The sequence below is a fragment of the Candidatus Clostridium radicumherbarum genome (assembly GCF_045310525.1).
In the GTDB taxonomy this organism is placed as follows: Bacteria; Bacillota; Clostridia; order Clostridiales; family Clostridiaceae; genus Clostridium_AT; species Clostridium_AT radicumherbarum.
Window position 1 is genome coordinate 1 of sequence record NZ_JBJHZY010000008.1, and the last position, 22527, is coordinate 22527.

At 30.4% G+C, this 22527-nt stretch carries 30 protein-coding genes; 4 read left to right on the forward strand and 26 right to left on the reverse strand.

All coding sequences use genetic code 11. The features are described from left to right. Positions 1-340 precede the first annotated feature (340 nt). Complete coding sequence (locus ACJDUH_RS19245; protein ID WP_406766854.1) at positions 341-1279, reverse strand: GNAT family N-acetyltransferase; 939 nt, start codon at positions 1277-1279, stop codon at positions 341-343. A 19-nt stretch (positions 1280-1298) separates the two neighbouring features. Continuing rightward, positions 1299-2417, reverse strand: coding sequence for an MFS transporter (locus tag ACJDUH_RS19250; protein ID WP_406766897.1), 1119 nt, complete (start codon positions 2415-2417; stop codon positions 1299-1301). Between the two features lie 189 nt (positions 2418-2606). Between ACJDUH_RS19250 and ACJDUH_RS19255 the strand changes: the two genes are divergently transcribed. Next, a complete protein-coding gene (locus ACJDUH_RS19255; protein ID WP_406766855.1) occupies positions 2607-3803 on the forward strand; it encodes a class I SAM-dependent methyltransferase in 1197 nt (398 codons plus the stop codon). Between the two features lie 41 nt (positions 3804-3844). Here ACJDUH_RS19255 and ACJDUH_RS19260 read toward each other — a convergent pair whose 3' ends face one another. From ACJDUH_RS19260 to yedF, 19 genes are all read right to left on the reverse strand, one after another. Beyond that, the gene (locus ACJDUH_RS19260; protein WP_406766856.1) at positions 3845-4612 is read right to left on the reverse strand and encodes a tRNA threonylcarbamoyladenosine dehydratase; all 768 of its coding nucleotides are present in this window, start codon (positions 4610-4612) and stop codon (positions 3845-3847) included. A gap of 94 nt (positions 4613-4706) precedes the next feature. Next, complete coding sequence (locus ACJDUH_RS19265; protein WP_406766857.1) at positions 4707-4922, reverse strand: aspartyl-phosphate phosphatase Spo0E family protein; 216 nt, start codon at positions 4920-4922, stop codon at positions 4707-4709. Positions 4923-4950: 28 nt separating this feature from the next. Further along, positions 4951-5847 (reverse strand): GGDEF domain-containing protein, encoded by an 897-nt coding sequence (locus ACJDUH_RS19270; RefSeq protein ID WP_406766858.1) that lies wholly within the window; start codon positions 5845-5847, stop codon positions 4951-4953. A 277-nt stretch (positions 5848-6124) separates the two neighbouring features. Then, positions 6125-7369 carry a DUF1015 domain-containing protein gene (locus tag ACJDUH_RS19275; RefSeq protein WP_406766859.1) on the reverse strand — a complete coding sequence of 415 codons (1245 nt, stop codon included), beginning with the start codon at positions 7367-7369 and terminating at the stop codon, positions 6125-6127. 89 nt (positions 7370-7458) lie between these two features. Next, complete coding sequence (locus ACJDUH_RS19280; RefSeq protein WP_406766860.1) at positions 7459-8373, reverse strand: D-2-hydroxyacid dehydrogenase; 915 nt, start codon at positions 8371-8373, stop codon at positions 7459-7461. 91 nt (positions 8374-8464) lie between these two features. Next, positions 8465-9535, reverse strand: a complete 1071-nt coding sequence (locus tag ACJDUH_RS19285) for a pyridoxal-phosphate-dependent aminotransferase family protein (protein ID WP_406766861.1) — start codon at positions 9533-9535, stop codon at positions 8465-8467. A 229-nt stretch (positions 9536-9764) separates the two neighbouring features. Next, positions 9765-9953: a hypothetical protein gene (locus ACJDUH_RS19290; RefSeq protein WP_406766862.1), complete on the reverse strand. Its 189-nt coding sequence runs from the start codon at positions 9951-9953 to the stop codon at positions 9765-9767. A gap of 12 nt (positions 9954-9965) precedes the next feature. Next, positions 9966-10151, reverse strand: coding sequence for a hypothetical protein (locus ACJDUH_RS19295; protein WP_406766863.1), 186 nt, complete (start codon positions 10149-10151; stop codon positions 9966-9968). Positions 10152-10365: 214 nt separating this feature from the next. Next, positions 10366-10527 carry a hypothetical protein gene (locus tag ACJDUH_RS19300; protein WP_406766864.1) on the reverse strand — a complete coding sequence of 54 codons (162 nt, stop codon included), beginning with the start codon at positions 10525-10527 and terminating at the stop codon, positions 10366-10368. A gap of 19 nt (positions 10528-10546) precedes the next feature. Then, on the reverse strand, positions 10547-11251 hold the full coding sequence (locus tag ACJDUH_RS19305) for a beta/alpha barrel domain-containing protein (protein ID WP_406766865.1): 705 nt from the start codon (positions 11249-11251) through the stop codon (positions 10547-10549). A 116-nt stretch (positions 11252-11367) separates the two neighbouring features. Next, positions 11368-11871, reverse strand: a complete 504-nt coding sequence (locus tag ACJDUH_RS19310; RefSeq protein ID WP_406766866.1) for an NAD(+) diphosphatase — start codon at positions 11869-11871, stop codon at positions 11368-11370. A 26-nt stretch (positions 11872-11897) separates the two neighbouring features. Beyond that, positions 11898-12590 carry a DNA/RNA nuclease SfsA gene (gene sfsA, locus ACJDUH_RS19315; RefSeq protein ID WP_406766867.1) on the reverse strand — a complete coding sequence of 231 codons (693 nt, stop codon included), beginning with the start codon at positions 12588-12590 and terminating at the stop codon, positions 11898-11900. Between the two features lie 179 nt (positions 12591-12769). Beyond that, complete coding sequence (rpsR, locus tag ACJDUH_RS19320) at positions 12770-13042, reverse strand: 30S ribosomal protein S18 (protein ID WP_406766868.1); 273 nt, start codon at positions 13040-13042, stop codon at positions 12770-12772. Between the two features lie 25 nt (positions 13043-13067). Then, the gene (locus tag ACJDUH_RS19325) at positions 13068-13529 is read right to left on the reverse strand and encodes a single-stranded DNA-binding protein (RefSeq protein WP_406766869.1); all 462 of its coding nucleotides are present in this window, start codon (positions 13527-13529) and stop codon (positions 13068-13070) included. 12 nt (positions 13530-13541) lie between these two features. Continuing rightward, positions 13542-13829, reverse strand: coding sequence for a 30S ribosomal protein S6 (gene rpsF, locus ACJDUH_RS19330; RefSeq protein ID WP_406766870.1), 288 nt, complete (start codon positions 13827-13829; stop codon positions 13542-13544). Positions 13830-13918: 89 nt separating this feature from the next. Continuing rightward, positions 13919-14128 carry a DUF951 domain-containing protein gene (locus ACJDUH_RS19335; RefSeq protein WP_406766871.1) on the reverse strand — a complete coding sequence of 70 codons (210 nt, stop codon included), beginning with the start codon at positions 14126-14128 and terminating at the stop codon, positions 13919-13921. A gap of 6 nt (positions 14129-14134) precedes the next feature. Beyond that, positions 14135-15010 (reverse strand): mechanosensitive ion channel family protein, encoded by an 876-nt coding sequence (locus tag ACJDUH_RS19340; RefSeq protein ID WP_406766872.1) that lies wholly within the window; start codon positions 15008-15010, stop codon positions 14135-14137. Between the two features lie 4 nt (positions 15011-15014). After that, on the reverse strand, positions 15015-15266 hold the full coding sequence (locus tag ACJDUH_RS19345) for a putative Se/S carrier protein (RefSeq protein WP_406766873.1): 252 nt from the start codon (positions 15264-15266) through the stop codon (positions 15015-15017). A 40-nt stretch (positions 15267-15306) separates the two neighbouring features. After that, a complete protein-coding gene (gene yedF, locus ACJDUH_RS19350) occupies positions 15307-15882 on the reverse strand; it encodes a sulfurtransferase-like selenium metabolism protein YedF (protein ID WP_406766874.1) in 576 nt (191 codons plus the stop codon). A gap of 267 nt (positions 15883-16149) precedes the next feature. On the opposite strand from yedF, the gene ACJDUH_RS19355 reads away from it, so the two are divergent. From ACJDUH_RS19355 to yyaC, 3 genes are all read left to right on the forward strand, one after another. Beyond that, positions 16150-17304: an aminotransferase class V-fold PLP-dependent enzyme gene (locus ACJDUH_RS19355; protein WP_406766875.1), complete on the forward strand. Its 1155-nt coding sequence runs from the start codon at positions 16150-16152 to the stop codon at positions 17302-17304. A gap of 4 nt (positions 17305-17308) precedes the next feature. Further along, entirely contained in the window at positions 17309-18358 is a 1050-nt protein-coding gene (gene ytvI / locus ACJDUH_RS19360) for a sporulation integral membrane protein YtvI (protein WP_406766876.1), read from the forward strand. Positions 18359-18424: 66 nt separating this feature from the next. Continuing rightward, a complete protein-coding gene (yyaC, locus tag ACJDUH_RS19365) occupies positions 18425-19027 on the forward strand; it encodes a spore protease YyaC (protein ID WP_406766877.1) in 603 nt (200 codons plus the stop codon). A 4-nt stretch (positions 19028-19031) separates the two neighbouring features. On the opposite strand, the gene ACJDUH_RS19370 is transcribed toward yyaC, so the two are convergent. The 5 genes from ACJDUH_RS19370 to ACJDUH_RS19390 all read right to left on the reverse strand — a co-directional run bounded on the left by ACJDUH_RS19370 (position 19032) and on the right by ACJDUH_RS19390 (position 22461). Next, positions 19032-19286, reverse strand: coding sequence for a YkuS family protein (locus tag ACJDUH_RS19370; protein ID WP_406766878.1), 255 nt, complete (start codon positions 19284-19286; stop codon positions 19032-19034). Positions 19287-19394: 108 nt separating this feature from the next. Next, positions 19395-19892, reverse strand: coding sequence for a DUF4446 family protein (locus ACJDUH_RS19375; protein ID WP_406766879.1), 498 nt, complete (start codon positions 19890-19892; stop codon positions 19395-19397). Between the two features lie 36 nt (positions 19893-19928). Then, positions 19929-20774: a ParB/RepB/Spo0J family partition protein gene (locus ACJDUH_RS19380; RefSeq protein ID WP_406766880.1), complete on the reverse strand. Its 846-nt coding sequence runs from the start codon at positions 20772-20774 to the stop codon at positions 19929-19931. A 4-nt stretch (positions 20775-20778) separates the two neighbouring features. Then, positions 20779-21546: a ParA family protein gene (locus ACJDUH_RS19385; protein ID WP_406766881.1), complete on the reverse strand. Its 768-nt coding sequence runs from the start codon at positions 21544-21546 to the stop codon at positions 20779-20781. Positions 21547-21681: 135 nt separating this feature from the next. After that, complete coding sequence (locus ACJDUH_RS19390) at positions 21682-22461, reverse strand: nucleoid occlusion protein (RefSeq protein WP_406766882.1); 780 nt, start codon at positions 22459-22461, stop codon at positions 21682-21684. Positions 22462-22527 lie beyond the last annotated feature (66 nt).

Genomic DNA, 22527 nt, shown 5'->3' on the forward strand with positions numbered 1-22527 from the left:
TTACCTTGTTATATATCTGTTTAATTTTCAAAGACCAATTTGTTTTGCCGTCGTCTGACAGCTTTTATATCTTATCACTTAGATTTTTCTCTGTCAACACTTTTTTATTGGTAATTTATACATTGCCTTGTAAGTGTTTGAGAAGAAAATTTAAGTTTGTTTATCGCTTTGTATCAGCGACGTTATTTATAATATCATATATTATAGGGCTTATAGTTTTTAAAAATAATGTATTTTAAATTTATTCTTGTTTTTCTTCATATATCTTAGGATTACTTAATATTCCTCATATTGATACGCCAGGCATAGTATATATTAAATCAGCTAATTAATATTGCGATTAACTATTAATTTTATAAAAAATCTTATGGTCTCTCCACTCCCCATTTATAAAGAGATACTTTTCACTTACACCTATTTCCTTAAAGCCACAGCCTAATAATACGGCCTGTGACTTAATATTATCTACTAATGTTGTTGCCTCAACTCTATGAATTTCCATATAATTAAAGGCATAGTCCAAAACAAGCCTTAAAGCCTCTTTCATGTATCCCTTTCCTTGTTCATTCTTATCTATAGAATATCCAACAAAGGCATTTCTGAAGACTCCAAGTACTATATTTGAAACTCTTATTTTACCTACAAGTCTATTTTTCTTAAATATACCAAAGTTTATGCTTTCTCCATTTAAGTAACTTTTATAATTTTCTATTAAGTCCTTTCTTTGAGTTTCAATAGTATAAAAGCTTTCATCTCTTGATGGCTCGAAAGGACTTAGGTGCTCTCTATTTTTTATATAGTATTCTAAAAGCTCCTCAGCATTTTCTGGTGTTAGCGCCTTAAGTTCAATATTATTCCCATTAAGTAAAATAGGCTTACTTACAATAGTGTTTTCAAAGGTTTCTCTATCTATACCAAACATTAACTCACTAATAAATTTATTTTTTATTATAATACTATTAGGTATAATTCCTTCAAGGTCATATCCAAGGTCAGTTAAGGCTTTAGTGTTTATTTCCTCATCTACAATAGTACTTACCTTGTAAATATCCATTTTTTTAATTAATGTTCTCAAAATTATTTTTATTGCTTCTCTTAATATTATGTAATCATTTCTTGTATTTCTATAAAACTTAATTCTAAAACTACAATATTTATTTTCTCTGGATAACTCAATTATAAATATTCTTCCTATAGTAATGCCGTTAGTATCTTTTATTATATAAACATTCTCATTTCCATTAGCTGCTGATAAAGTTACTATTTGTTTTGTTTCCATTGTAATACTCCTTAAATACCTAATTCTCTATTAGATTAATATTTTTATAAATAGCAAAAATAAATATAATTGACAAGGTAAGACTTATTGGAATTAGGTAAAAAGCCTTATAGTCACCTATCCTATCGTTTAAAATTCCCATAAGCATATTTAATACCATACTTGTAGCTGAGCTTACAGTTACTATAACCCCAGTAGCATAGGCTGTGTTTTCTTTAAATACCTTGCTTATAGTTACAACTAAAGTAGGGAATATTATTGCAAAGAAAAAACCTGATATGGATATTACAACCATACCTTTAGGACCTAGATTAATACCTGTTAGGTATATTACTAATGCTATAGAAAGGGATATTAAGACCGATTTAATGAAGCCAATTTTCTCAACAACAAAGCCTCCAATAAGCCTCCCAATAGTAAATATCCCGAAAAATAAGGATAGATATAACGAACTTTTTCCTTTATCAAAGATATAAACCTTTTCCATATAATTAATAAACCAATTTCCTGTTCCCATTTCTGCAAAGACATAAAATCCTAAGGCAAACATATAGAAATATAAGAGCTTATTTTTAAATAAATCAGATTTTTTGACTTTAACTTCCTTTTCATTACTGGTCTTATGAACACTTGGAATTTTAAATGGAATAAATATTAAAAGAAAGGCAAAAAATATTAATGCCTCGGCTATATAGATTGACCTCCAATTAGTTCCATTAAATAATAAGATTCCAGAAACCCTTTGAACTATTGTAGAGCCAAGCCCATAGCAAAAATGTGTCAAATTCATAAGTACGGCTTGAAAGCTGATAAAAAGCAAAGGCACAATTGTATTTATAGCAATAGAGATTAAAGATAAGCCTATGTTTAATCCAAACATAGCTAATAAGAACAGACTAAATTTATGCATAAATCCTAATCCAAGCAGGCTTACTCCAATGCAGAAAAGACCAGAAACGAAAACTTTCTTCTGTCCTATTTTTTCACAGAGAATACCGCCAATATATGTGGATATGATATATCCTATAGATGATATAGTTAGCATAATACCTATATTAGTATCATTTATTGAAAAGTCTCTTTTAAACAGTGGTATAAATACTCCTCTTACATTTTCAGCCATTGCAGCTAACAGCATCATTATAAAAATTAAAACTATAGGTAATATATAATTACCTTTTCTATTTTTATTCTCCATAATTCATATCACTCCTACATCTTACCATTATATCACATGTATTTACATATAAGTATTGCTATTACCTATCTTATATGATTATATTATTGTTATAATTATCTACATTAATAAATATGAGGAAGTGTGTTTATGAATAAACGAAGCATTAGTAAATTGGCTTTATTTCTTACTGGACTTCAAAGCAGATTTACAGAAAATATATCTTTATTTAATGGAATATATATTACTTTTTCCACAGGGCTTAAGGAATTTAAAGGCTCAGGTACTATAGAGAAAGATAAAATTAAATTTAATTTTAATGGAAAGACAGACATTTATGATATAGAAAGCCTCTGTGATAAATTGATTAAGGAAGCTTTAAGCTATGAAGCTCTTTCGTTAATATATAAAGAACGAGGCTTAGAGGTTTTAATTTCTGCAGACAATAAAAATGTAAAACTTACTAATACAGAAACTAAAAATGAAGATGAAATAGCTTTTGAAAATAATAAATTTGGAGCTAAACCTTCTCATAATTATGGAGAAACTTCTACCCTGCTAAACAGAGAATACTATATAAAAGTAGGTAAAGCTGATGCCCTTCTTAAGGAAATTAACATAATGACTAAGGAAGGAAAAATTAAAAATGACAAGATAAGAAAATATAATCAAATTGACCATTATGTTGAGCTTTTAGAAGGTATACTTGATAAACTTCCTAAAAATCAAACTATTAATATACTTGACTGCGGATGTGGGAAGTCCTACTTAACCTTTGTTCTAAACTATTACCTTACTGAAGTTAAAAAAATCAAATGCCACTTTATTGGCCTTGACTATTCTGAGGGAGTAATTTCAGCTTCTAAGAAAATGTCAGAGAACTTAGGCTATAGAAATATGGAGTTTCATGCCTTGGATATAAATGACTATGTACCAGATAAAAAAATAAATGTAGTTATTTCCCTACATGCATGTGATACTGCTACTGACATGGCCTTAGCCTTAGGCATACGTGTTAAATCAGAAGTAATTATAGCTGTTCCCTGCTGTCATAGGGAATTATTAAATCAATATTCTTATGAACCTTTTAATGGAATATTAAAGCATGGTGTATTTAAAACAAGACTTGCTGATATTTTAACTGATGGAATGAGATCTCTTTTTTTAGAATCAAAGGGATACGAGGTTTCAGTTGTAGAATATATTTCACCCCTTGAAACTCCAAAAAACCTTATGATAAGAGCCCTTAAAACAAAGGAAAATAATGATAAATCTATGGATGAATACTTCAAGTTAATGAGCTCTTTAAATGTTTATCCTGCCTTATATGATTATCTAAATAAATAAAAAATGAGCTATCCGTCTAAATAAGATGGATAGCTCATTTTTTATTTGCTTATTTCTATTAAATCCTTTATAACTTCGCCACCTATAATCATTCCAGCAACTGGTGGGACAAAGGACATGCTACCTGGTATCTGCCTTTTAAGTGCACACTTTTTACTGCTTTCCCCAGTACACACACAGCCTTCCTTACAGGTAATAACCTCATCATATTTTGGTTTAGTTGGAACTTCCTCTGAGTACAAAACTTTTAACTTTTCTACTCCTCTTCTTTTCAATTCATATCTCATAACTTTTGCAAGAGGACAGATTTTTGTATCATAAAGGTCAGCTATCTTAAATTGTGTTGGGTCAAACTTATTTCCTGTACCAAGACAGCATATAAGCTTCTTATTATGCTCTTTACACCAAACTGCCAAGGCTATCTTTGTAGTTACTGTGTCTATGGCATCTACAACATAATCTATATCATCTGTAATAATTTCTCCTATATTATCTTCTGTTACAAAAGTCTTGTGTGTAATAACTTCACATTTTTTATTTATATCTAAAATTCTTTCCTTCATAACATCTACCTTAGCTTTTCCAATAGTTTTAAAGGTAGCAATTATTTGTCTATTTATATTTGTAAGGCATACAGCATCGTCATCTACTATAACTAAACTTCCTACTCCGGCCCTAGCGAGTGCTTCAACTGTATAACTTCCTACTCCGCCTATTCCAAGTACAACAACCTTACTATTTTTGAGCTTATCAATACCTTCTGTACCTATTAAAAGCTCGCTTCTTGATAATGAATGCTGCCTAGCCATTATAATTCTCTCCTTTTGCTTTCTAATCCTAGTATATTATATATTATTATTTTTTTTATTTCAAATTTTATAAATAGAAAAGATTAGTGGTAAACTACTCACTAATCTTTTTGTTGATTTCACTTAATTTATTTAATTCTTTCATATATTCTACTATAAGCTCATCTAGGTTCTTACTTATAGTAAGCCTCTTCTTATCTTTTTCACTTTCCTCTACTGTAGAACATATTTCATTTAGGACTTCTCTTAATTCCTCAATCCCTTCATTGAGCCTATTTAATTGTAAATACTTAGATTCTGTTTTATCCAATTGCAACGCCTCCTAATTCAATCTACAATTATTCCTCCTGCTCATTAATAATAGTTTTATTCCTGCCAGTTCTCTTAGCTTTGTATAAATTCTTATCTGCATTTGATATTAGGCTTTCACTGTCTAATCTTATATTATTTAAACTATATGCTCCAAAGCTTGCAGTTATTTTAATAGTTAAATTATCAAAACAAAATACAGCTTCTTCCACTACTTTTCTTAATTCCTCTGATTTTTTGTATGCCTCTTCAGTATTAGTATTATTTAAGACTATTAAAAATTCTTCACCTCCATATCTTCCTACCCAGTCAGTGCTCTTTCTTATTGAATCCTTAAGAAGTTTTGCAAACTCCTTTAAAACCTTATCACCTATGACATGTCCATATTTGTCATTTACCTTTTTAAAGAAATCAATATCAGCCATAATAACAGATAGCGGTTCTCCTACATAAGTACTGTTATTAATATCCACCGGAAGCCTTTCATCTATATATCTTCTATTATAAATATCAGTTAATTCATCTTTAATTATTTTTTCATTCATTTGACATATTAATGATTGCTGTTCCTCTAAACTATCTATCTTTATATTTTGCATATATCCAGTTTTTGAAATATCCTTAATCATTTCGACAATATACCTATTTCCCCTTATTACTACTGGTGTTGCAATAATCAAAAAAACTTGATCATTTGAATACTCTAATTTTACAAAGGTATCCTCTTCTAAATAAGCTCTCATAGAAATGCAATTTTCACAAAAGGTGTCCTTATGCCAAATACAATAGCAGTTTTTATTTATATTTTGTTCTGCTGGATCTTTTTTTAAAAGTACTTCTTTATTAAATGGATAAACCACTCTTATGGAATCATATAAATTTTTAAAACTGGATAGCATGTCCTCTATTTCTTCAATAACTTCCATTTAAACACCTCCAATTGCGGGAAATTTGGCATATTTATCTGAATTTTCTATATTTTTGTACATTATATCACAAGATTATTTTTCCTACAACTAATTATTTGCTTATTTATTATGAGTTTAGAATATAAAAAAATAAGGCCTTCCTAAGAATCTTATTATCCCCCATTTTTAAAGATTCTTAGTGAAGCCTTATAATTTTATTGAATTTCCCCTTTTTATAAATACCTTTTTTAAATCCCCCTAAATTGCCTCTAGTTATCTCATAGTTGTCATTTTATTACTTTAACTTATGAATAAATAGGCCACTTCTTAATTTTGGCTCAAACCAAGTAGATTTTGGAGGCATTACCTTCCCTGCATCCGCAATATCCATTAAATCTTGGATTGTAGTAGGATACATAGAGAAGGCTACCTTCATTCCATGCTCTACTCTTCTTTCTAGCTCCGATAAACCTCTTATGCCACCTATAAAATCTATTCTCTTATCCGTTCTAGGATCTTCTATCCCTAAAATAGGATTTAGTAGGTTGTTTTGAAGAATAGAAACATCTAACCTATCAACAGGGTCCTTAGGATTATAAGTACCTTCCTTGGCTGCAAGCTCATACCATTGCCCTTCTAGATACATTCCGTAGGTATGCTTGCTGGATGGCTTATATGAACCTTTTCCTTCATACTTGCTTACCTCAAATTTTTCCGATACTTTAAGCATATATTCATCAGTTGAAAGACCATTTAAGTCCTTAACAACCCTGTTATAGTCCATAACATATAAATCATTATCTGGGAAAATTACTGAAAGGAAGAAATTAAACTCCTCTTCTCCTGTAAAATTCGGAAATTCTTTTCTTCTCATTTGACCAACCTTTACAGCTGAGGCTGCTCTATGATGTCCATCTGCAATATAAAGATAATTTACACCAGAAAATAATTGTGTGAGCTTATTTATGTCCTCTTCACATTCTATTATCCATACTATGTGAGATATTCCATCTTCAGATACAAAATTATATGCTGGTTCCTTTTCAACCCATTTTGCTACTATGGCATCGATTTCACTTTGTGATTTATAAGTTAAAAATATTGGACCAGTATTAGCATTACAATAATCTACGTGATTAATTCTATCCTGTTCTTTATCTGCTCTTGTATGCTCATGTTTTTTAATTATATTATTCATATAATCATCGATAGAAGTACACCCAACAATACCTGTTTGAGTTCTTCCATCCATAACTTGTCTGTAAATATATAATCTTGGCTTCTCATCTTCAACAAGAGTTCCATTTTTTATCATATTATATAGATTTTCTTTAGCTTTTTCATAAACCTTCTTGTCATATACATCTATATTTTTGTCCAAATCTATTTCAGCCTTGTCTACATGTAAAAAGGAATATGGATTATCTTTAACCATTTCTTTTGCTTCTTCACTGTTCATTACATCATAAGGAAGAGCAGCAACTTTATCAGCTAAGTCTTTTGCTGGTCTAACAGCATTAAATGGTCTAACTATTGCCATGTTATACACTCCTATTCTTTATATTTGAAGAATTTATTATATTGGAAAAAAAGATTTCTCCATATAATAAATTCCTTTTTGACTTCAAATTAAGCTTTAAAATGTTCAACGATTATACTTACTATTTCTTCGCCTATTCTTGTTTGTGCCTCTACAGTAGATGCTCCTATATGTGGAGTTGCAGAAACTCTTGGGTGTTTTATAAGTTCTTCGTTCTTAGATGGTTCTTCTTCAAAAACATCTACAGCTGCTCCTGCAAGCTTTCCGCTGTTTAATGCTTCAAGTAGAGCCTTTTCACAAACTATTCCACCTCTAGCACAGTTTATAAGATAAGCTCCATCCTTCATCAAAGCAAACTCTTCAGCTTTAATTGATGCACCTTTTTCCTTGTCATAAGGAATATGAAGTGAAATAAAATCTGATTTCTTTAGTATATCTTCCATTGATGCAAATTCAAATTCATCCACACCTTCTGCTTTGCCTAATATGTCAGTATACATTATCTTCATACCAAGTGCATAAGCTCTTTTAGCAACTTCTCTAGAGATTCTACCAAAGCCAACTAACCCTAATGTTCTTCCATTAAGCTCAATACCTTCGTAATGTTTCTTTTCCCACTTGCCTTCTCTCATAGTTACGTTAGCAATATTTATAAATCTTGCCACTGCAAACATATGACCTATAGTTAGCTCAGCTACAGATGCACTACTTGCTTTAGGTGTATTTGTAACCTTAATACCCTTTTCCATTGCATATGTTACATCTATATTGTCTACTCCAACTCCGCCTCTTATTACAAGCTTTAGTCTTCCTGCTTCACAGGCTTTGTCTATAATAGGTTTTCTTACCTTTGTTGCTGATCTAACAACAAGTACATCAAATTCCTTTAAAGCCTCTCCTAAATCTTCAGGAGCATAAAATTGTTCTACAACTTCAAATCCTTTTGCTTTAAGGGCATCTATACCTGATCTTTCCATTCCATCTGTTACTAGAACTCTAATCATGAATATTTCTCCTTTCTATCGAAACACTGGGTAGTCTAGCTTATGGATTCCATCCATAGCCTACCCGTACAAGTCCATTAGGACTTCTATTTTAAAGTCCTAAAATTTCATCTATATTCTTTAATAACTCTTTAACTTCTTCTACTGTACAGTCAGCCATATGTGCAATTCTAAAAGTCTTGTCTTTAAGTTTTCCATATCCATTTGCAATTTGGAAGCCTCTTTCTCCAAGCTTTTTATTTAAATCTGCAACATCAATGTTTCTAGTATTTTTAACATTAGTTAAGGTATTTGAAAGATATCTTTCATCTGGGAATATTTCGAAATTCTTTCTAGCCCATGCTCTTACAATTTCAGCCATCTCAATATGTCTTGCAAATCTATTATCTAGTCCTTCTTCCAAAATTCTATCTAATTGATAATCAAGTGCAAACATATGGGATAATGAAGGTGTTGATGTATATTGATAATCCTTTTTCTGTATGTATTCATATAGTGCAAGTAAATCTAAATATATACCTCTATGTGGAACTGTTTTAGCTCTTTCCACTGCCTTTTTTGAAAAAGTACAAATTGACATTCCTGGAGGAAGTCCTATAGCCTTCTGAGTTGAAGTTATGCAGATATCAACTCCAAGCTTATCTACTTCTATTTTACTTCCAGCTGCTGAACTTACTGTATCTAAGCAAAATACAACCTCTGGATATTTTTTAATTACTTCAGCTATTTCATCAACAGGATTCATTAATCCTGCAGAAGTTTCATTATGTGTAATTGTAACCAAGTCATATTTCCCAGTTTTCAAAGCTTCATCTACCATTTCAGGAGTTGTAGCCTTACCGTCTTCTGATCTAAATATATCAGCTGGTACATTATTAGCTACTGCCATGTCATACCATCTGTCTCCAAAAGCACCAACTGAAAATACAGCCGCTCTTTTTGCAGTACATGAACGAACAGCACCTTCCATAAGCCCACTACCAGATGTAGTTGAAAGAAGAATTTCTTCCTCAGTGTAAAAAAGTTTTCTTAACTTATTACTAATATTTCTTTGAAGCTCTGAAGCCGCCTTACTTCTATGTCCAATCATTGGTGTAGCCATTTTTTCTAGAACGTCTTGTCTAACCTCTACAGGTCCTGGTATAAATAATTTCTTATGCATTACTTTCCCTCCTAAGTTATTTAACTCGGAATTAATCCTTCATTTTTTATAATTTTTGAAGTATTGACATCATTAATATTCTAACATCTAATTTAAAATTTCTCAACAACATAATGTATATTTATTTACACATTTTATTTAATTATGATACTCTATTTAATTTATTTACATATTATTTATTAAAACCTATAAAAGGATAGTATTAAACTATCCTTTTATATAAATCTCCTTAAGTTTGATCTATACTTGTAAGAACTTCATCAAATAAATTAATTGTACAATTATGATTCTGCCAATTATGGCAGTTGTCGCAGCTTTTACAATTATCTGCACCTATACTGCTTGTAAAATTATTTCCCGTTGGGTTATATCCTGGACAGTTAATAGCTACCATCATCAATTGATCTCGACTTGCCATACTATTGCCTCCTTAATTAACTTTTAGACTTTCATAAATATCATTAAATAGATTAATTGAACAATTCCCATTTAAATAATTTGAGCAATTTGTGCAATTACGAGCTAAATTAGTAGCATTAGTACCATGTAAAATATTCCTTGAAATATATTGCGGACAGTTTTCTCCTACAAGACTTTTATCCTCACTATTAAACATTGTAGTCACTCCTTTTAGCTCATATAAAATAGTATACCCAATGTTTGTATATAATTATTCAAAGGCAGAAAAATAGACACCAAAGCTCAAAACACACTAACCCTTCGGCGTAATATATTAACCAACCTGCCTCGCCAGCCTTAAGTGGATTTAGTTTACTCAGTGTCTATAAAATCTTTATATTAATTTTTCCCGGGAAATAATCTATTTAAAATTATAAATTTAATATAGATTCTGTTTCAGAACAATATTTAGTTATAATACATTTTCCTAAACTTCTTGGACATCTTCTACATATACAGTCTTGTGCTTTTCCATCACACTTATTTTCTATAAAATCAGGACAATTTTTGCAATTGTCTCCACCTGTTGCCATACCTTTTCTCCTTTGTAATTTAATCAGGGGCTATTTCTAGATCTATAGGTAAATCATGTTCATATTTATCACGATAGCTTAGCATTATGTCTGCTAAAATTTCTGATGTAGTTGGCGGCGTATAAGTAATGGCATTTGCACCAGCTTCTATTGTAGCTAAAATACTTTCTTCTGTAGGGCCACCAGTTGCTATTATCGGAAAATCTGGATGTTTTTCTCTTATTTTTCTAACTATCTCTGTTGTCCGCTTAGCTCCTGATACATTTAAAATAGAAGCCCCAGCTGCAATTCTAGCTTCTATGTCTTCGAATTCTGATACTACAGTAACAACTATTGGAATATCTATAGAATCTCTAACCTGCCTTATAACATCATCAGGAGTTGGATTATTTACTACAATACCCATGGCACCTTTAAATTCTGCATCCATTGCAAGATTAACAACTCTTTTGCCTGTGGTTATTCCACCACCTACTCCGCAAAAGACCGGTACATCTGCAGCTATAGTTAAAGCTTGAGTTATTACTGGCTGTGGAGTAAAGGGATATACAGCAATAACTGCATCTGCATTTGTATTTTTTATAATTGCAACATCCGTTGAAAAAACAAAGGATTTTAATCTTTTGCCAAAAATTCTAATACCGCTTGCCTTACTAATAGCTCGTGGCAGCTCTATCATATGACTTCTAAGAGTTCCAGTAATACTTGGTATTTGCTTAGACATAATTTTCACCTACCTAACACTCTTATGTTTTTCTTTTAATAATAACATTATACGCTAAAATTTTCACCTAATTTTTGTAAATTTTATATTAATTTTAATCTTTTAAGCGCTTTAATTTAGCTATCCTTAGAGCTAATTTCTCTTAGTATTTTTCTAACAACTCTTTTACCTATTTCATCATCTTTCATTTCACTTAATGCATCTTCTAGCCTTCCCCATTCTGCCCATTCTACTTCGCTGGACTTAATTATCTCACCCTCTATATACTGAGCCACAAAAGTAAGCATAATTATTTCTTTAGAAGGTAAGTAATCACTTCCTAAATACCTTATATCGCCAACACTTATCCCCGTCTCTTCCTTTACTTCCCTATATACAGTTTCCTCTACTGTTTCTCCATTTGTTACATATCCAGACACTAGTACCTTACAGTCTTTATAAATGTAGCTTTGCTTTAATAAAAGTATTTTACTGCCTTTTAGAACTGCCACTATTATACATGGCTTTGGAGTATCGAAATACATTATATCATCATATACACAATATGGAACTCCGCCTTCATCCCAGCTAAATTTATTTTCTAGCTTCTTACCACATTTCGGACAATATTCGTATTTCATTGGTACTCCACCTTTCTATTATTAGATTACAATCTAATTTCTACACTTTGATTTAGTGTTATATAATTTACTCCAAGTTCACAATTGTAAGCAAAAATATCTACTCCATTTTTTGCTGCAAGCCTCAATGCTTCGCCAAAAGCGCCATCTCTTTCATCATAGGGTGTAAAATATTCTGCCTTCTCCATCTGAATTAAAAAGAGAACACCAGCTCCATAGCCTAGTTTTGATGCCTCAATAAGCTCTAAAAGATGTTTTTTCCCTCTATCAGTAGGTGCATCTGGAAAAGCTGTTCTCCCATTATCTTCATAGGTTACCCCTTTTACCTCAAGATAATATTCCGCTCCGAAACTATCCTGTAGTTTAAAATCAAATCTGCTGTTTCCGAAGGTGCTTTCTCTTTTTATGTTTTTATATTTTTTTAAAGCTTCAATTCTTCCTAATTTTAATGCCTCGTCTACCACCTTATTTGGTATTTGAGAATCGATATTTATTAATATTCCATTTTTATATCCTGCAATTAAGTCATATTTTGTTTTTCTGTTAGGATTACTTTCTTCCCTTAGAACAACTGTATATCCTGGTACTAATATTTCTTTATTTCTTCCTGTATTAGGCACATGTACTATAATTTCAGTATCATCTAGCTTAACTACAGCATTAAATCGGTTTGGCCTTTCAATAAATTTAGCCAGTCTTATAGTATTCGTAATTAACAATAATATCATCTCCAAGATAATAAGTTATGCACATACCTATTATTCTTATACACATAGTTCACATTTTGTTTACTTATTAACATTTCCATATATATTTAGTATATATTAACACAAAAATTTTTACTAGAAAGTTTTAAAATAAAAAAGTCTCTGATAAACAGAGACTTTTATTTATTAAATTACTCAGTGGTAAATGGTAATAAAGCTATATTTCTTGCAACCTTGATGGCTTGAGTAAGCTTTCTTTGGTGCTTAGCGCAGTTACCAGAAATTCTTCTTGGGAGAATCTTTCCTCTTTCAGTAACATACTTTCTTAACTTCATAACATCTTTATAATCTATTTCAGTAGCTTTATCAGAACAGAAAGCACAAACTTTTTTCTTTGCCCTTCTCATTCTAGAACCACCTTTTTTACCGAAATCCTTACTATCTCTAGCATTATCTCTTGGCATTATTTTCCCTCCTTACCTAATAATTTTAGAATGGAATGTCCCCATCATCAACTGGAGTCATTTCATCTTCATAAATGGATCCTTCAAAATCCATTGCAGAATAACCAGAATTACCTGCAGCAGCAGCTGGTCTATTTGGACTAGCTCCATTAGAACCATTAGCTCCATTTCCTCTATCAAGGAATTGAACTTCATCAGCAACTACCTCTGTAACATATCTCCTAGTACCATCCTTTGCTTCGTAGGTCCTAGTTTGGATTCTACCACTAACGCCCATGAGTCTTCCTTTACCCATGTAATTAGCAGTATTTTCAGCAGATTTTCCCCATACAGTAACCTGTATAAAGTCTGCTTCTCTTTGACCATTTTTGTTAGGCATTCTCCTATCAACAGCCAAAGTCAAGGTGGCAACAGCAGTTCCGTTTCCTGGAGTAAATTTAAGCTCAGGATCCTTAGTAAGTCTACCAATCAAAACTACTTTATTCATTTAATACACCGCCTATTTTTCATCCTTAACTATGATATGTCTAATAACATTATCAGAAATTCTAAATACTCTGTCTAACTCTTTAGGTAAGTCAGCTTCAGCGCTGAAATTTACTAGTGTATAGAAGCCTTCGTTAACTTTTGCTATTTCATAAGCAAGCTTTCTCTTGCCCCAGAAATCAACGTTATCAATAACTCCTCCACCATTTTCAATTACACCTTTAAACTTTTCAACGTTAGCTTTAACAGCCTCTTCGTCTAATGATGGGTGTAGTATGAATATAGTTTCATATTTTCTCATTAGATTTCACCTCCTCCCTCTGGACTAACGGCTGTGATTTTCACAGCAGGGATTACAAAATATAATTATAATACTAATTCAGTTTTAAATCAAGCTTTTTCTTCTTTAGGTGCGTTTTGCTTCACAATTTTTTTTACATCCTTCTCAAATTTACTTCTTTCCATCATAATGAGTCTATTACATATGCAGCATTTAATTTTAATATCTGCACCTAGCCTTACTATTTCCCATTCTTTACTGCCGCAGGGATGTACCTTTTTCATTTCCACTATATCTCCAAGATAAAATACCTTTTGCACTTAAATTCATCCTTTCATTATCATTCTCTTAGGGTATGGAGCTTCAATATTACCTTTCTCTAGTGCCAATTTTATTTCCTTTCTAAGCTCCATTTCTGCATCCCACTGTGTCATTGGTATAGCTTTTCCCATAACTTTTATTGTAAGGCTGCTTTCTTTTAAAGCCGAAACTCCAAGAACCTTTGGTCCCTCAACCAAATTCTCATTTTTTAATTTAAAATTCTCACAGGCTGCATTCACAATTTCTATAGCCCTGTCTGTGTCTGCATCATAAGGTATATCCACTTCTATTAATATTCTCATAGCTCCTCTTGAATGGTTAGTAACCTTGGATATTAGTCCATTAGGTATTATATGCAAATCCCCATTAAAATCCCTGAGCTTTGTCACTCTAAGTTCTATGCTTTCCACTATACCGCCTTTATCATCAATATTAATATATTCTCCAACTGCATATTGATCCTCAAATAATATAAAGAAACCATTAATAATATCTTTTATAATGCTTTGAGCTCCAAACCCGATTGCCACACCGCCAATACCAGCAAAAGTCAAACTTATTGGTCCAAAGATTTCAGTTAAAACTCCAACTATTCCAAAAAAATAAGTTGTATATCTTAAAATACTTTTTAAAATAGCTTCAAGAGTCATACTTCTCTTTTCATTAAGGGTAAATTTAGAGTTACTCTTCCTTTGCCTATACATAAATTTATGAATTATAGTACTCCCTATATTAATAATTAGATAAATTAGTAATATAATAAATAGAATCCTCATAAATTTAAAAGCTAAATAAGTAAGTTTATCCATACTAATATAAAACTTTCCTATATTAATACCTTCTTCTAATGTTCCAAAATTTATTGGGAATAAATTTCTCAATATATTACCACCTTATTTCCTTAAAACTGCTGCCTTCTTTTAGAATGGTGCTTTTTATTTTGATTTTATTTTCAATTTCAAGTATTTTAATTCTTTCAATTTCATCTTCTTCAACCCTTAAACTAATTCCACAACTCTTTGTTAAAAAGGTTGGAGTTGGCATAACTATAGCCCTTATTTTGTTTTCCTTTAGAGTGTTTTCTCCGCTAATTGCATTATGTGTATTTTCAAATGTGAGAATATAGTATTTATCCATCTTTTATCCTTCCAAATTAATAATATTTTATATTAAATCTCTATAATTTAATTGTATTTGCAGCTCCGTTCATTTTTTCTATTATAGTATACATGTTCGTTATTTCTCCTACTTTTAACTTTTCTTTTAAATTATAAAAATCTAAGCAAATTCCACAACTAGCTATATTTACTCCTCTTTTACTTAATTTTAATAAACTTTCAAGCACCTCTGAACCCTCAGCTGCAAGCTTAACTCCACTGTTTAAGAAAAATAAATCAGCAGGAATTGCATCAGCCTCAGATAGTGCATAAAGATAACTTTTCATTAGAGTATAACCTAAGCTATCATCCCCTAGACCTAATTTATCACTTGTAACTACTATAACTAGATTATTTCCTTCTACCTTCTTTACTTCAGCAGATTTTAATTTTTCAATTTTAATGAAGTACAGACCCTCTTTTTCTTCCACCATATATTTTAAATTATTGCTTTCTGAGAACTTTGATATATTTTTTTTTGCTACTTCATTATCTACTATTACTTGTACATCTCCACTTTCAACAGCATCGAAATATTTTTTTGTATTTATTACTGGCTGAGGACATTTTAATCCTCTGCAATCTATAATTTCCATTTAATCTACCCCTTTACTTTTATATTAATACACACAATCTAAGCAATTTAGTTTATAATTAAAAGTAATCTATGCTATGACTATGTTATGAATTATTATCAATATATATTATACCAAAATTAATTAACATAAAAGTATGTTTAAAAATGAATTCACAATTTATTTTTCATTCTTTAATAACCAATTTGTTAATAACTTTTTTATCAAGTATAATATATTAGCATAATAATTATTATTTGCAGTATAGAAATAGGAGGAAGATTTTTTATGAGATTATATTTAGACAATGCAGCAACAAGTTACCCAAAACCTCCAAAGGTTTATTCTGCTGTTTTAGATTACATGATGAATATAGGTGCAAATCCAGGTAGGGGTGGTCATACCAGCTCCTTAGAGGGAAGCAGAATAGTTTATAATTGCAGAGAAGCACTTATGAACTTTTTTAAATTTGATAAACCTGAAAATGTAATATTTACTTCCAATATTACTGCCTCTCTCAATATTTTGCTTAAAAGCATCATTAAAGATGGATGGCATGTTATTACAACCTCTATGGAACATAATTCAGTTTTAAGACCAATCACAAGTATCAGTAAATATAAAAATATAGAGTTAGATATCTTGCCTTGCTCTAAGGAAGGTATATTGGATCTTAACTTATTTAAATCTAAAATAAAAAGTAATACTAAATTAGTTGTGATATCTCATGCTTCAAACGTTGTTGGATCAATTCAGCCTATAGAAAATATTGGTAGAATATGCAAGGAAAATGATATATACTTAATAATAGATAGTGCTCAGACTGCTGGAGTTATTCCAATAGATTTTTATTCTTTTAATTGCAGTGCTCTAGCATTTACAGGCCATAAAAGTCTATTAGGTCCTCAAGGTATAGGCGGTTTTCTTATAAGTGATAAATTAAATAGTGAAGCTTCCACTTTTTTTGAGGGTGGTACTGGAAGCTTGTCTGAGAGTTTAATTCAGCCTGATTTTCTTCCTGATAAATTTGAAAGTGGTACCTTAAATGCTCCTGCAATAGCTGGTCTGCTTCAGGGTATAGAATATATTAACAATGAAGGTATATTGTCTATTAAAAATCAGGAACAAGAGTTAGCTAAATTGTTTATTGAAGGCCTTAATAATATTAATAGTATTGTTGTTTACGGTACTAATAATATAGATAATATGACTGCTGCTATTTCAATTAATTCAACCCTAATTAATAATGCAGAGCTTTCATATATTTTAGACAATGAGTACGGAATTATGACTAGAACAGGTCTTCATTGTGCTCCCTTAGCTCATAAGACTATAGGCACTTTCCCACAGGGAACATTGAGATTCAGTTTTGGTGCATTTAATGACGCAAAAGACGTTGATTATGCATTAACCAGCTTAAATAAAATTATTGAAAGGATGTGACATGTTGGACAAATTTTTAGAAAAGATTGATAGACTACTAATTTTTGTAGTTATCTATACAGCAGTATTCTTAATTTTTTTTAAAACTTTGCCTTATATACTACCCTTTGTACTGGCTTTTATATTTTCCTTAATTCTTCAAAAGCCTACAAAATATCTAATAGCTAAATTAAAATTCAAAAATGTTCTTGCCTCTATAATAACTACAATTTTATTTTTTGCTATTATTTTATCTATTTTGTCTTTAATTATGACTTCACTAATATCAGAATTAATTCAACTTGGGAGAAATACTCAACAGTACTTTATTGATACTTCTTCCTTAACTAATTTATTAAATTATATTAAAGACTATTATAATAGACTTGATCCATCTGTGGTAAGTACTATTCAATCGTATTTGACTAGTTCTTTAGCAAAAATATCTGCAATATTAACATCTTTGGTAAGCGGTACTGTTACATGGCTTTTAAATCTTATTGCTTCAATACCTTCCATCATTATGGTAATACTATTTACTTTCTTATCAACATATTTCTTTACTAAAGAATTATCTACTGCTAAAACAAAAGTAAAAGACTTTATTCCATTTGGTAGTTCTGAGAAATTGTTATCTATATATAAGGAAGGAAAAAAAATGCTTGGAAATTATCTTTTTTCCTATAGCATTATAATCTTTATAACCTTTATTGAAACTTTAATCGGTTTCTTGTTCTTTAAAGTTAAATATGCCTTACTATTAAGTATTATTTGTGCCATAGCTGATGTTCTTCCTATCTTGGGAATTGGAATCATATATTTGCCAGTTGCTCTTGTATATTATTTTTCAAAGCAATATGTTATAGCCATAGGAATTTTAGTTCTTTATATACTTGTATCTGTTATTAGACAAATTATAGAACCTAAAATTGTTTCATCCTCCTTAGGTATACACCCTGTTCCTATACTTGCAGCAATATTTATTGGCTTACAGATAAATGGTATGGCAGGAATGTTCTTTTTTATTTTTTTAGTTGTATTTTACACTATTTTTAAGAAAGTCAATGTCTTATAATTATTTTACAAATTATGTATAATCAACCTCCTTTATGGGTAAAATTTCATAGAGGAGGTTTTTAATATGAAAAATATAATCAGTATCGATTCTAGAGAAGCTTGTTCCATTATTAAGTTCAGAGATACTTTATGTAATGAGTTATATCCAATAATCAAAGAAGAAAGACCTATTATTTTTTTATGCATTGGAACAGATAGATCAACAGGTGATAGTTTAGGACCTCTTGTTGGAGATAAGTTAAAATTTATGATAAGAGAGAATATATTCGTTTATGGAAACTTAGAGAGTCCTGTTCATGCCAAAAACCTTTGTGAGATAATAGAAGAAATTAAATTGAAACATAATAATCCTTATATTGTAGCTATTGATGCTTGTCTTGGTAGCTTACAAAATATAGGCAAGATTTTTATAGAAAAAAAGCCCCTGACTCCAGGTGCCGCTATGAATAAAGATCTTCCTGCTGTTGGTGATTTAAGTATTACAGGTATTGTTAATATGTCAGGTACCTTGGAATTTATGGTGCTTCAAAATACTAGATTATATACTGTGATGATGCTTGCAGATATAATTTCAAAAGGTATTTATCATTTTGTATTAAAAGCTGTAGGTGGCAGGAAACTTGAAAATACGAATACTAAATTTGAAAATATGGAGCTTCAGTTATAATTTTTTAGTAGAACAAAGAGCTATATACTCTATTATTTAATATGTACTCAATCTGATCTATTGTTTTACTACCTGAGTCAATTATTAATGTACCTTCCCTTCTTGCATTACTTTGAAAGTTCAAATTTGTTAATCCACCATTTTTAAGATTACATATTATTACATCACATGGCATGTTATTATTACTTGCTACATTGTATCCTTTTTTTAATAATTCAGTTTTTATATTCTCCAATTCACTACTTACATAAATGACCATAAAAAAGCCTCCTTTTAGGATTATATTTTTCCCAAAAGAAGACTTTTTTATACTTTTATCATATAAATTAAAAGCTGATTATTTTTTTGTTTAATATATGTTTATTTATTATTTTTTCATAGCTTCCTTTAATACGTGCTGTTCTTCTTCTGATAGATCATATCTTGATATACCCTTATCTATTGGTTTTGCATAAGTAGTGCTTTCATGTCTTCCATAAAGTCCAGATATAATTATTCCATCATCGTAATCGTTCAGCAAGGCGATAGAAAAGCTTAAATCACTTCCAACATCCTCAAATGCCCTATATCTAATTATTGCTGACTTCTGTACACAGCCCTTGATTCTATCATCCAATTCTTTATAACTCTGGGCTAATTTTAGTGAATCACCCTTTACTTCATCAATCTTGTCCAAATAATCAATTATTAGCTCTTCTAAATTCTTATTATTTACACCACGCATAAACTTTCTATACTTTTTTTCTATATTATTTAATGACTTAAACAGTACAATTACTGAAATTAATAAAATAATAGCTAAAGCAGTTAAACCTAATATTATATAGGGTTGAAAATCTTTTAAAATTGAATTAATTGTATCCATTCTCTACCTCTCCATTTAATTGTTTCACGTGAAACATTATGCTAATTTTAATATGTCTAATATTCTCTGTAAATCATCCTCGGAATAGTACTCTATTTCGATTTTTCCTTTATTCTTCTTACTAATAAGTTGAACTTTTGTCCCAAAGTACTCTTGTAATTTATCTTTTATATCTAAATAAAAAATGTCCTCCTTATTTTCATTAACTTTCTTTTCTTTTATATTATTGAGACCTTTTATTAATTTTTCAATATCCCTAACGTTTAGGCCTTCATCGATGATAGTCTTGGCTAAATTATACTGAATGTCCTTATTGGACACAGCTAATAAGGCTCTTCCATGACCTTCACTTAATATTCCTTCAATTAAATATTCTTGTACTCTTGAATCTAGATTCATTAGTCTTAGGCAGTTTGTTACTGCAGTACGGGATTTCCCTACTCGCTTGCTTAACTCTTCCTGAGTTAGAGAAAATTCATCAATTAATCTTTTATAAGCGACTGCTTCTTCGATTGGATTCAAGTCTTCTCTTTGAATATTTTCAATAAGAGATATTTCTAAAATCTCTTTATCAGTGATATCCATTATAACTGCTGGTATTTCTTTTACACCGGCAGCTTTAGCAGCCCTCCACCTTCTTTCACCAGCAATAATTATGTATATTTCTTCTTCTTTTTTTAAAACTATAGGTTGAACTATTCCATGTTCCCTTATAGATTCAGCTAATTGCTCAATTTTCTCAACGTCAAAATTTTTACGTGGCTGCTTTTCATTTGGCTTAATCATATTTATGGGAATTAAATTAACACTATTCTTATCATCAAAATCTTCTTCTGGAATTAATGCCCCTAGTCCCTTTCCTAATCCAAATTTCTTATTCAAAATATCACTCCTTTTGACGGCTTAGAAATTCTTTAGCCAAATTCTCATAGCTTTCAGCACCCTTACATTTATCGTCATAAAGAGCAATAGGTAGTCCAAAGCTTGGACTTTCGGCTAATCTAATATTTCGAGGAATAGTAGAATTATAAACTTTACCTTTAAAATATTTTTGAACTTCACTTACTACTTCATTAGAAAGGTTTGTCCTTCCATCGAACATTGTTAAAACAACACCTTCTATTTCTAGATTCTTATTTAAAGATTTTTTAACTAATTGAACTGTATTTATTAACTGTCCAACTCCCTCTAATGCATAAAATTCACATTGAATTGGTATAAAAACAGAGTCCGCAGCCGAGAGAGCATTTATACTTAAAAAACCTAAGGAAGGTGGGCAGTCAATAAATATAAAATCGTAATTTCTTTTAATTTCTAAAATTTTCTCTTTTAAAATATTTTCTCTTCTTTCCTTAGTAATCAATTCTACTTCAGCACCAGCGAGTTCCATAGTAGAAGGAGCAAGATAAAAGTTATTTACTATTTCACATTCTCTAATAATATCTTTAAGGCTTGTATCAGAAGTTAGTACATCATAAACAGATTTCTCGATTTTTCGCTTATCAAAACCAAGTCCACTTGTAGTATTTCCTTGAGGATCCATATCTATTGCCAAAACCTTATATCCCTCTAGAGCAAGATAAGAGCATAAATTTATATTTGTTGTAGTTTTTCCTACTCCACCCTTTTGATTAAATATACAAATAGTTTTCAAGTTATCACCTCCAAGTAAATTGTCATAATAACATTATATATTTTATTCAAAAATAATAAAAGACTAAATAAAAAAATAAATACTGCAAATAAAAAACATCCTAATAAAAATTAGGATGTTTCACGTGAAACAATATTATTTTTTAGGAATTTTAACTGTAATTTCAATACAATCATCTAAGTCCTTGGATCCATATAAAGCTTCAATTCCAGCTTTTTCAAAAACTTGCTTAACAGTGTTAATATATACTTTAGGAGAAAATACTCCTTTAATTCGCTTTTTAACATCAGCAGCAACTTCAACACTTGATAATTTTAAAAGTTCCTGTTCAATAAGCTGTTCGGTTTTCATAACATTTAAGCTTTTCATAATCACTGTATTTAAAATTTTCTTTTGTAATTCAATAGTAGGTAATTTTAGCAACGCCCTAGCATGTCTCTCAGTAAGATTATTTTCTAAAAGAATATTTCTTGTTTCATCATCTAATTTCAAAATTCTTAATTTATTAGCAATAGTGGATTGTTTTTTTCCTATTACTTCAGCTAATTGTTCTTGTGTATAAGAATGATCCTTAATTAAATTGTAATAAGCTTCAGCCTCTTCAACAAAATTTAAATCTTCCCTCTGCAAATTTTCCAGAAGTGCAATTGCAGCTGAATCCTTATCTGTAATATCAATTATTATTGCAGGTACTTCCGACAATCCAAGTTTTTTTGCAGCTCTTAATCTTCTTTCTCCAGCAACTAACTCATAATTATTACTTCCTAATCTTCTAATTGAAATTGGTTGAATAATGCCGTAGATCTTAATAGATTGAGCTAACTCTTCAATGCTTTCATCATTAAAATGCTTACGTGGTTGATATATATTAGGTGAAATAAGTTCGGGAGATATATAAGATATATTATTTTCCATAGTACCCACATCCCTTTAAAATATTTCCTTATATTAACAAATTCTTTGTAATCGCTAAAAATCCTT

Bases quoted from the DNA above. Each gene is read 5' to 3' on its own strand.
- ACJDUH_RS19390 (WP_406766882.1), bottom strand. From the start codon at position 22,461: ATGGAAAATAATATATCTTATATATCTCCCGAACTTATTTCACCTAAT.
- ACJDUH_RS19295 (WP_406766863.1), bottom strand. From the start codon at position 10,151: ATGTTTAATAGTGAGGATAAAAGTCTTGTAGGAGAAAACTGTCCGCAA.
- ACJDUH_RS19290 (WP_406766862.1), bottom strand. From the start codon at position 9,953: ATGGCAAGTCGAGATCAATTGATGATGGTAGCTATTAACTGTCCAGGA.
- rpsR (WP_406766868.1), bottom strand. From the start codon at position 13,042: ATGCCAAGAGATAATGCTAGAGATAGTAAGGATTTCGGTAAAAAAGGT.
- ACJDUH_RS19355 (WP_406766875.1), top strand. From the start codon at position 16,150: ATGAGATTATATTTAGACAATGCAGCAACAAGTTACCCAAAACCTCCA.
- yedF (WP_406766874.1), bottom strand. From the start codon at position 15,882: ATGGAAATTATAGATTGCAGAGGATTAAAATGTCCTCAGCCAGTAATA.
- ACJDUH_RS19325 (WP_406766869.1), bottom strand. From the start codon at position 13,529: ATGAATAAAGTAGTTTTGATTGGTAGACTTACTAAGGATCCTGAGCTT.
- ACJDUH_RS19375 (WP_406766879.1), bottom strand. From the start codon at position 19,892: ATGGATACAATTAATTCAATTTTAAAAGATTTTCAACCCTATATAATA.
- ACJDUH_RS19345 (WP_406766873.1), bottom strand. From the start codon at position 15,266: ATGGATAAATACTATATTCTCACATTTGAAAATACACATAATGCAATT.
- ACJDUH_RS19275 (WP_406766859.1), bottom strand. From the start codon at position 7,369: ATGGCAATAGTTAGACCATTTAATGCTGTTAGACCAGCAAAAGACTTA.
- ACJDUH_RS19255 (WP_406766855.1), top strand. From the start codon at position 2,607: ATGAATAAACGAAGCATTAGTAAATTGGCTTTATTTCTTACTGGACTT.
- ACJDUH_RS19245 (WP_406766854.1), bottom strand. From the start codon at position 1,279: ATGGAAACAAAACAAATAGTAACTTTATCAGCAGCTAATGGAAATGAG.
- ACJDUH_RS19370 (WP_406766878.1), bottom strand. From the start codon at position 19,286: ATGGTCATTTATGTAAGTAGTGAATTGGAGAATATAAAAACTGAATTA.
- ACJDUH_RS19300 (WP_406766864.1), bottom strand. From the start codon at position 10,527: ATGGCAACAGGTGGAGACAATTGCAAAAATTGTCCTGATTTTATAGAA.
- ACJDUH_RS19270 (WP_406766858.1), bottom strand. From the start codon at position 5,847: ATGGAAGTTATTGAAGAAATAGAGGACATGCTATCCAGTTTTAAAAAT.
- ACJDUH_RS19310 (WP_406766866.1), bottom strand. From the start codon at position 11,871: ATGAAATACGAATATTGTCCGAAATGTGGTAAGAAGCTAGAAAATAAA.
- ACJDUH_RS19280 (WP_406766860.1), bottom strand. From the start codon at position 8,373: ATGATTAGAGTTCTAGTAACAGATGGAATGGAAAGATCAGGTATAGAT.
- rpsF (WP_406766870.1), bottom strand. From the start codon at position 13,829: ATGAGAAAATATGAAACTATATTCATACTACACCCATCATTAGACGAA.
- ACJDUH_RS19250 (WP_406766897.1), bottom strand. From the start codon at position 2,417: ATGCTGTTAGCTGCAATGGCTGAAAATGTAAGAGGAGTATTTATACCA.
- yyaC (WP_406766877.1), top strand. From the start codon at position 18,425: ATGAAAAATATAATCAGTATCGATTCTAGAGAAGCTTGTTCCATTATT.
- ACJDUH_RS19260 (WP_406766856.1), bottom strand. From the start codon at position 4,612: ATGGCTAGGCAGCATTCATTATCAAGAAGCGAGCTTTTAATAGGTACA.
- ACJDUH_RS19285 (WP_406766861.1), bottom strand. From the start codon at position 9,535: ATGCATAAGAAATTATTTATACCAGGACCTGTAGAGGTTAGACAAGAC.
- ACJDUH_RS19305 (WP_406766865.1), bottom strand. From the start codon at position 11,251: ATGTCTAAGCAAATACCAAGTATTACTGGAACTCTTAGAAGTCATATG.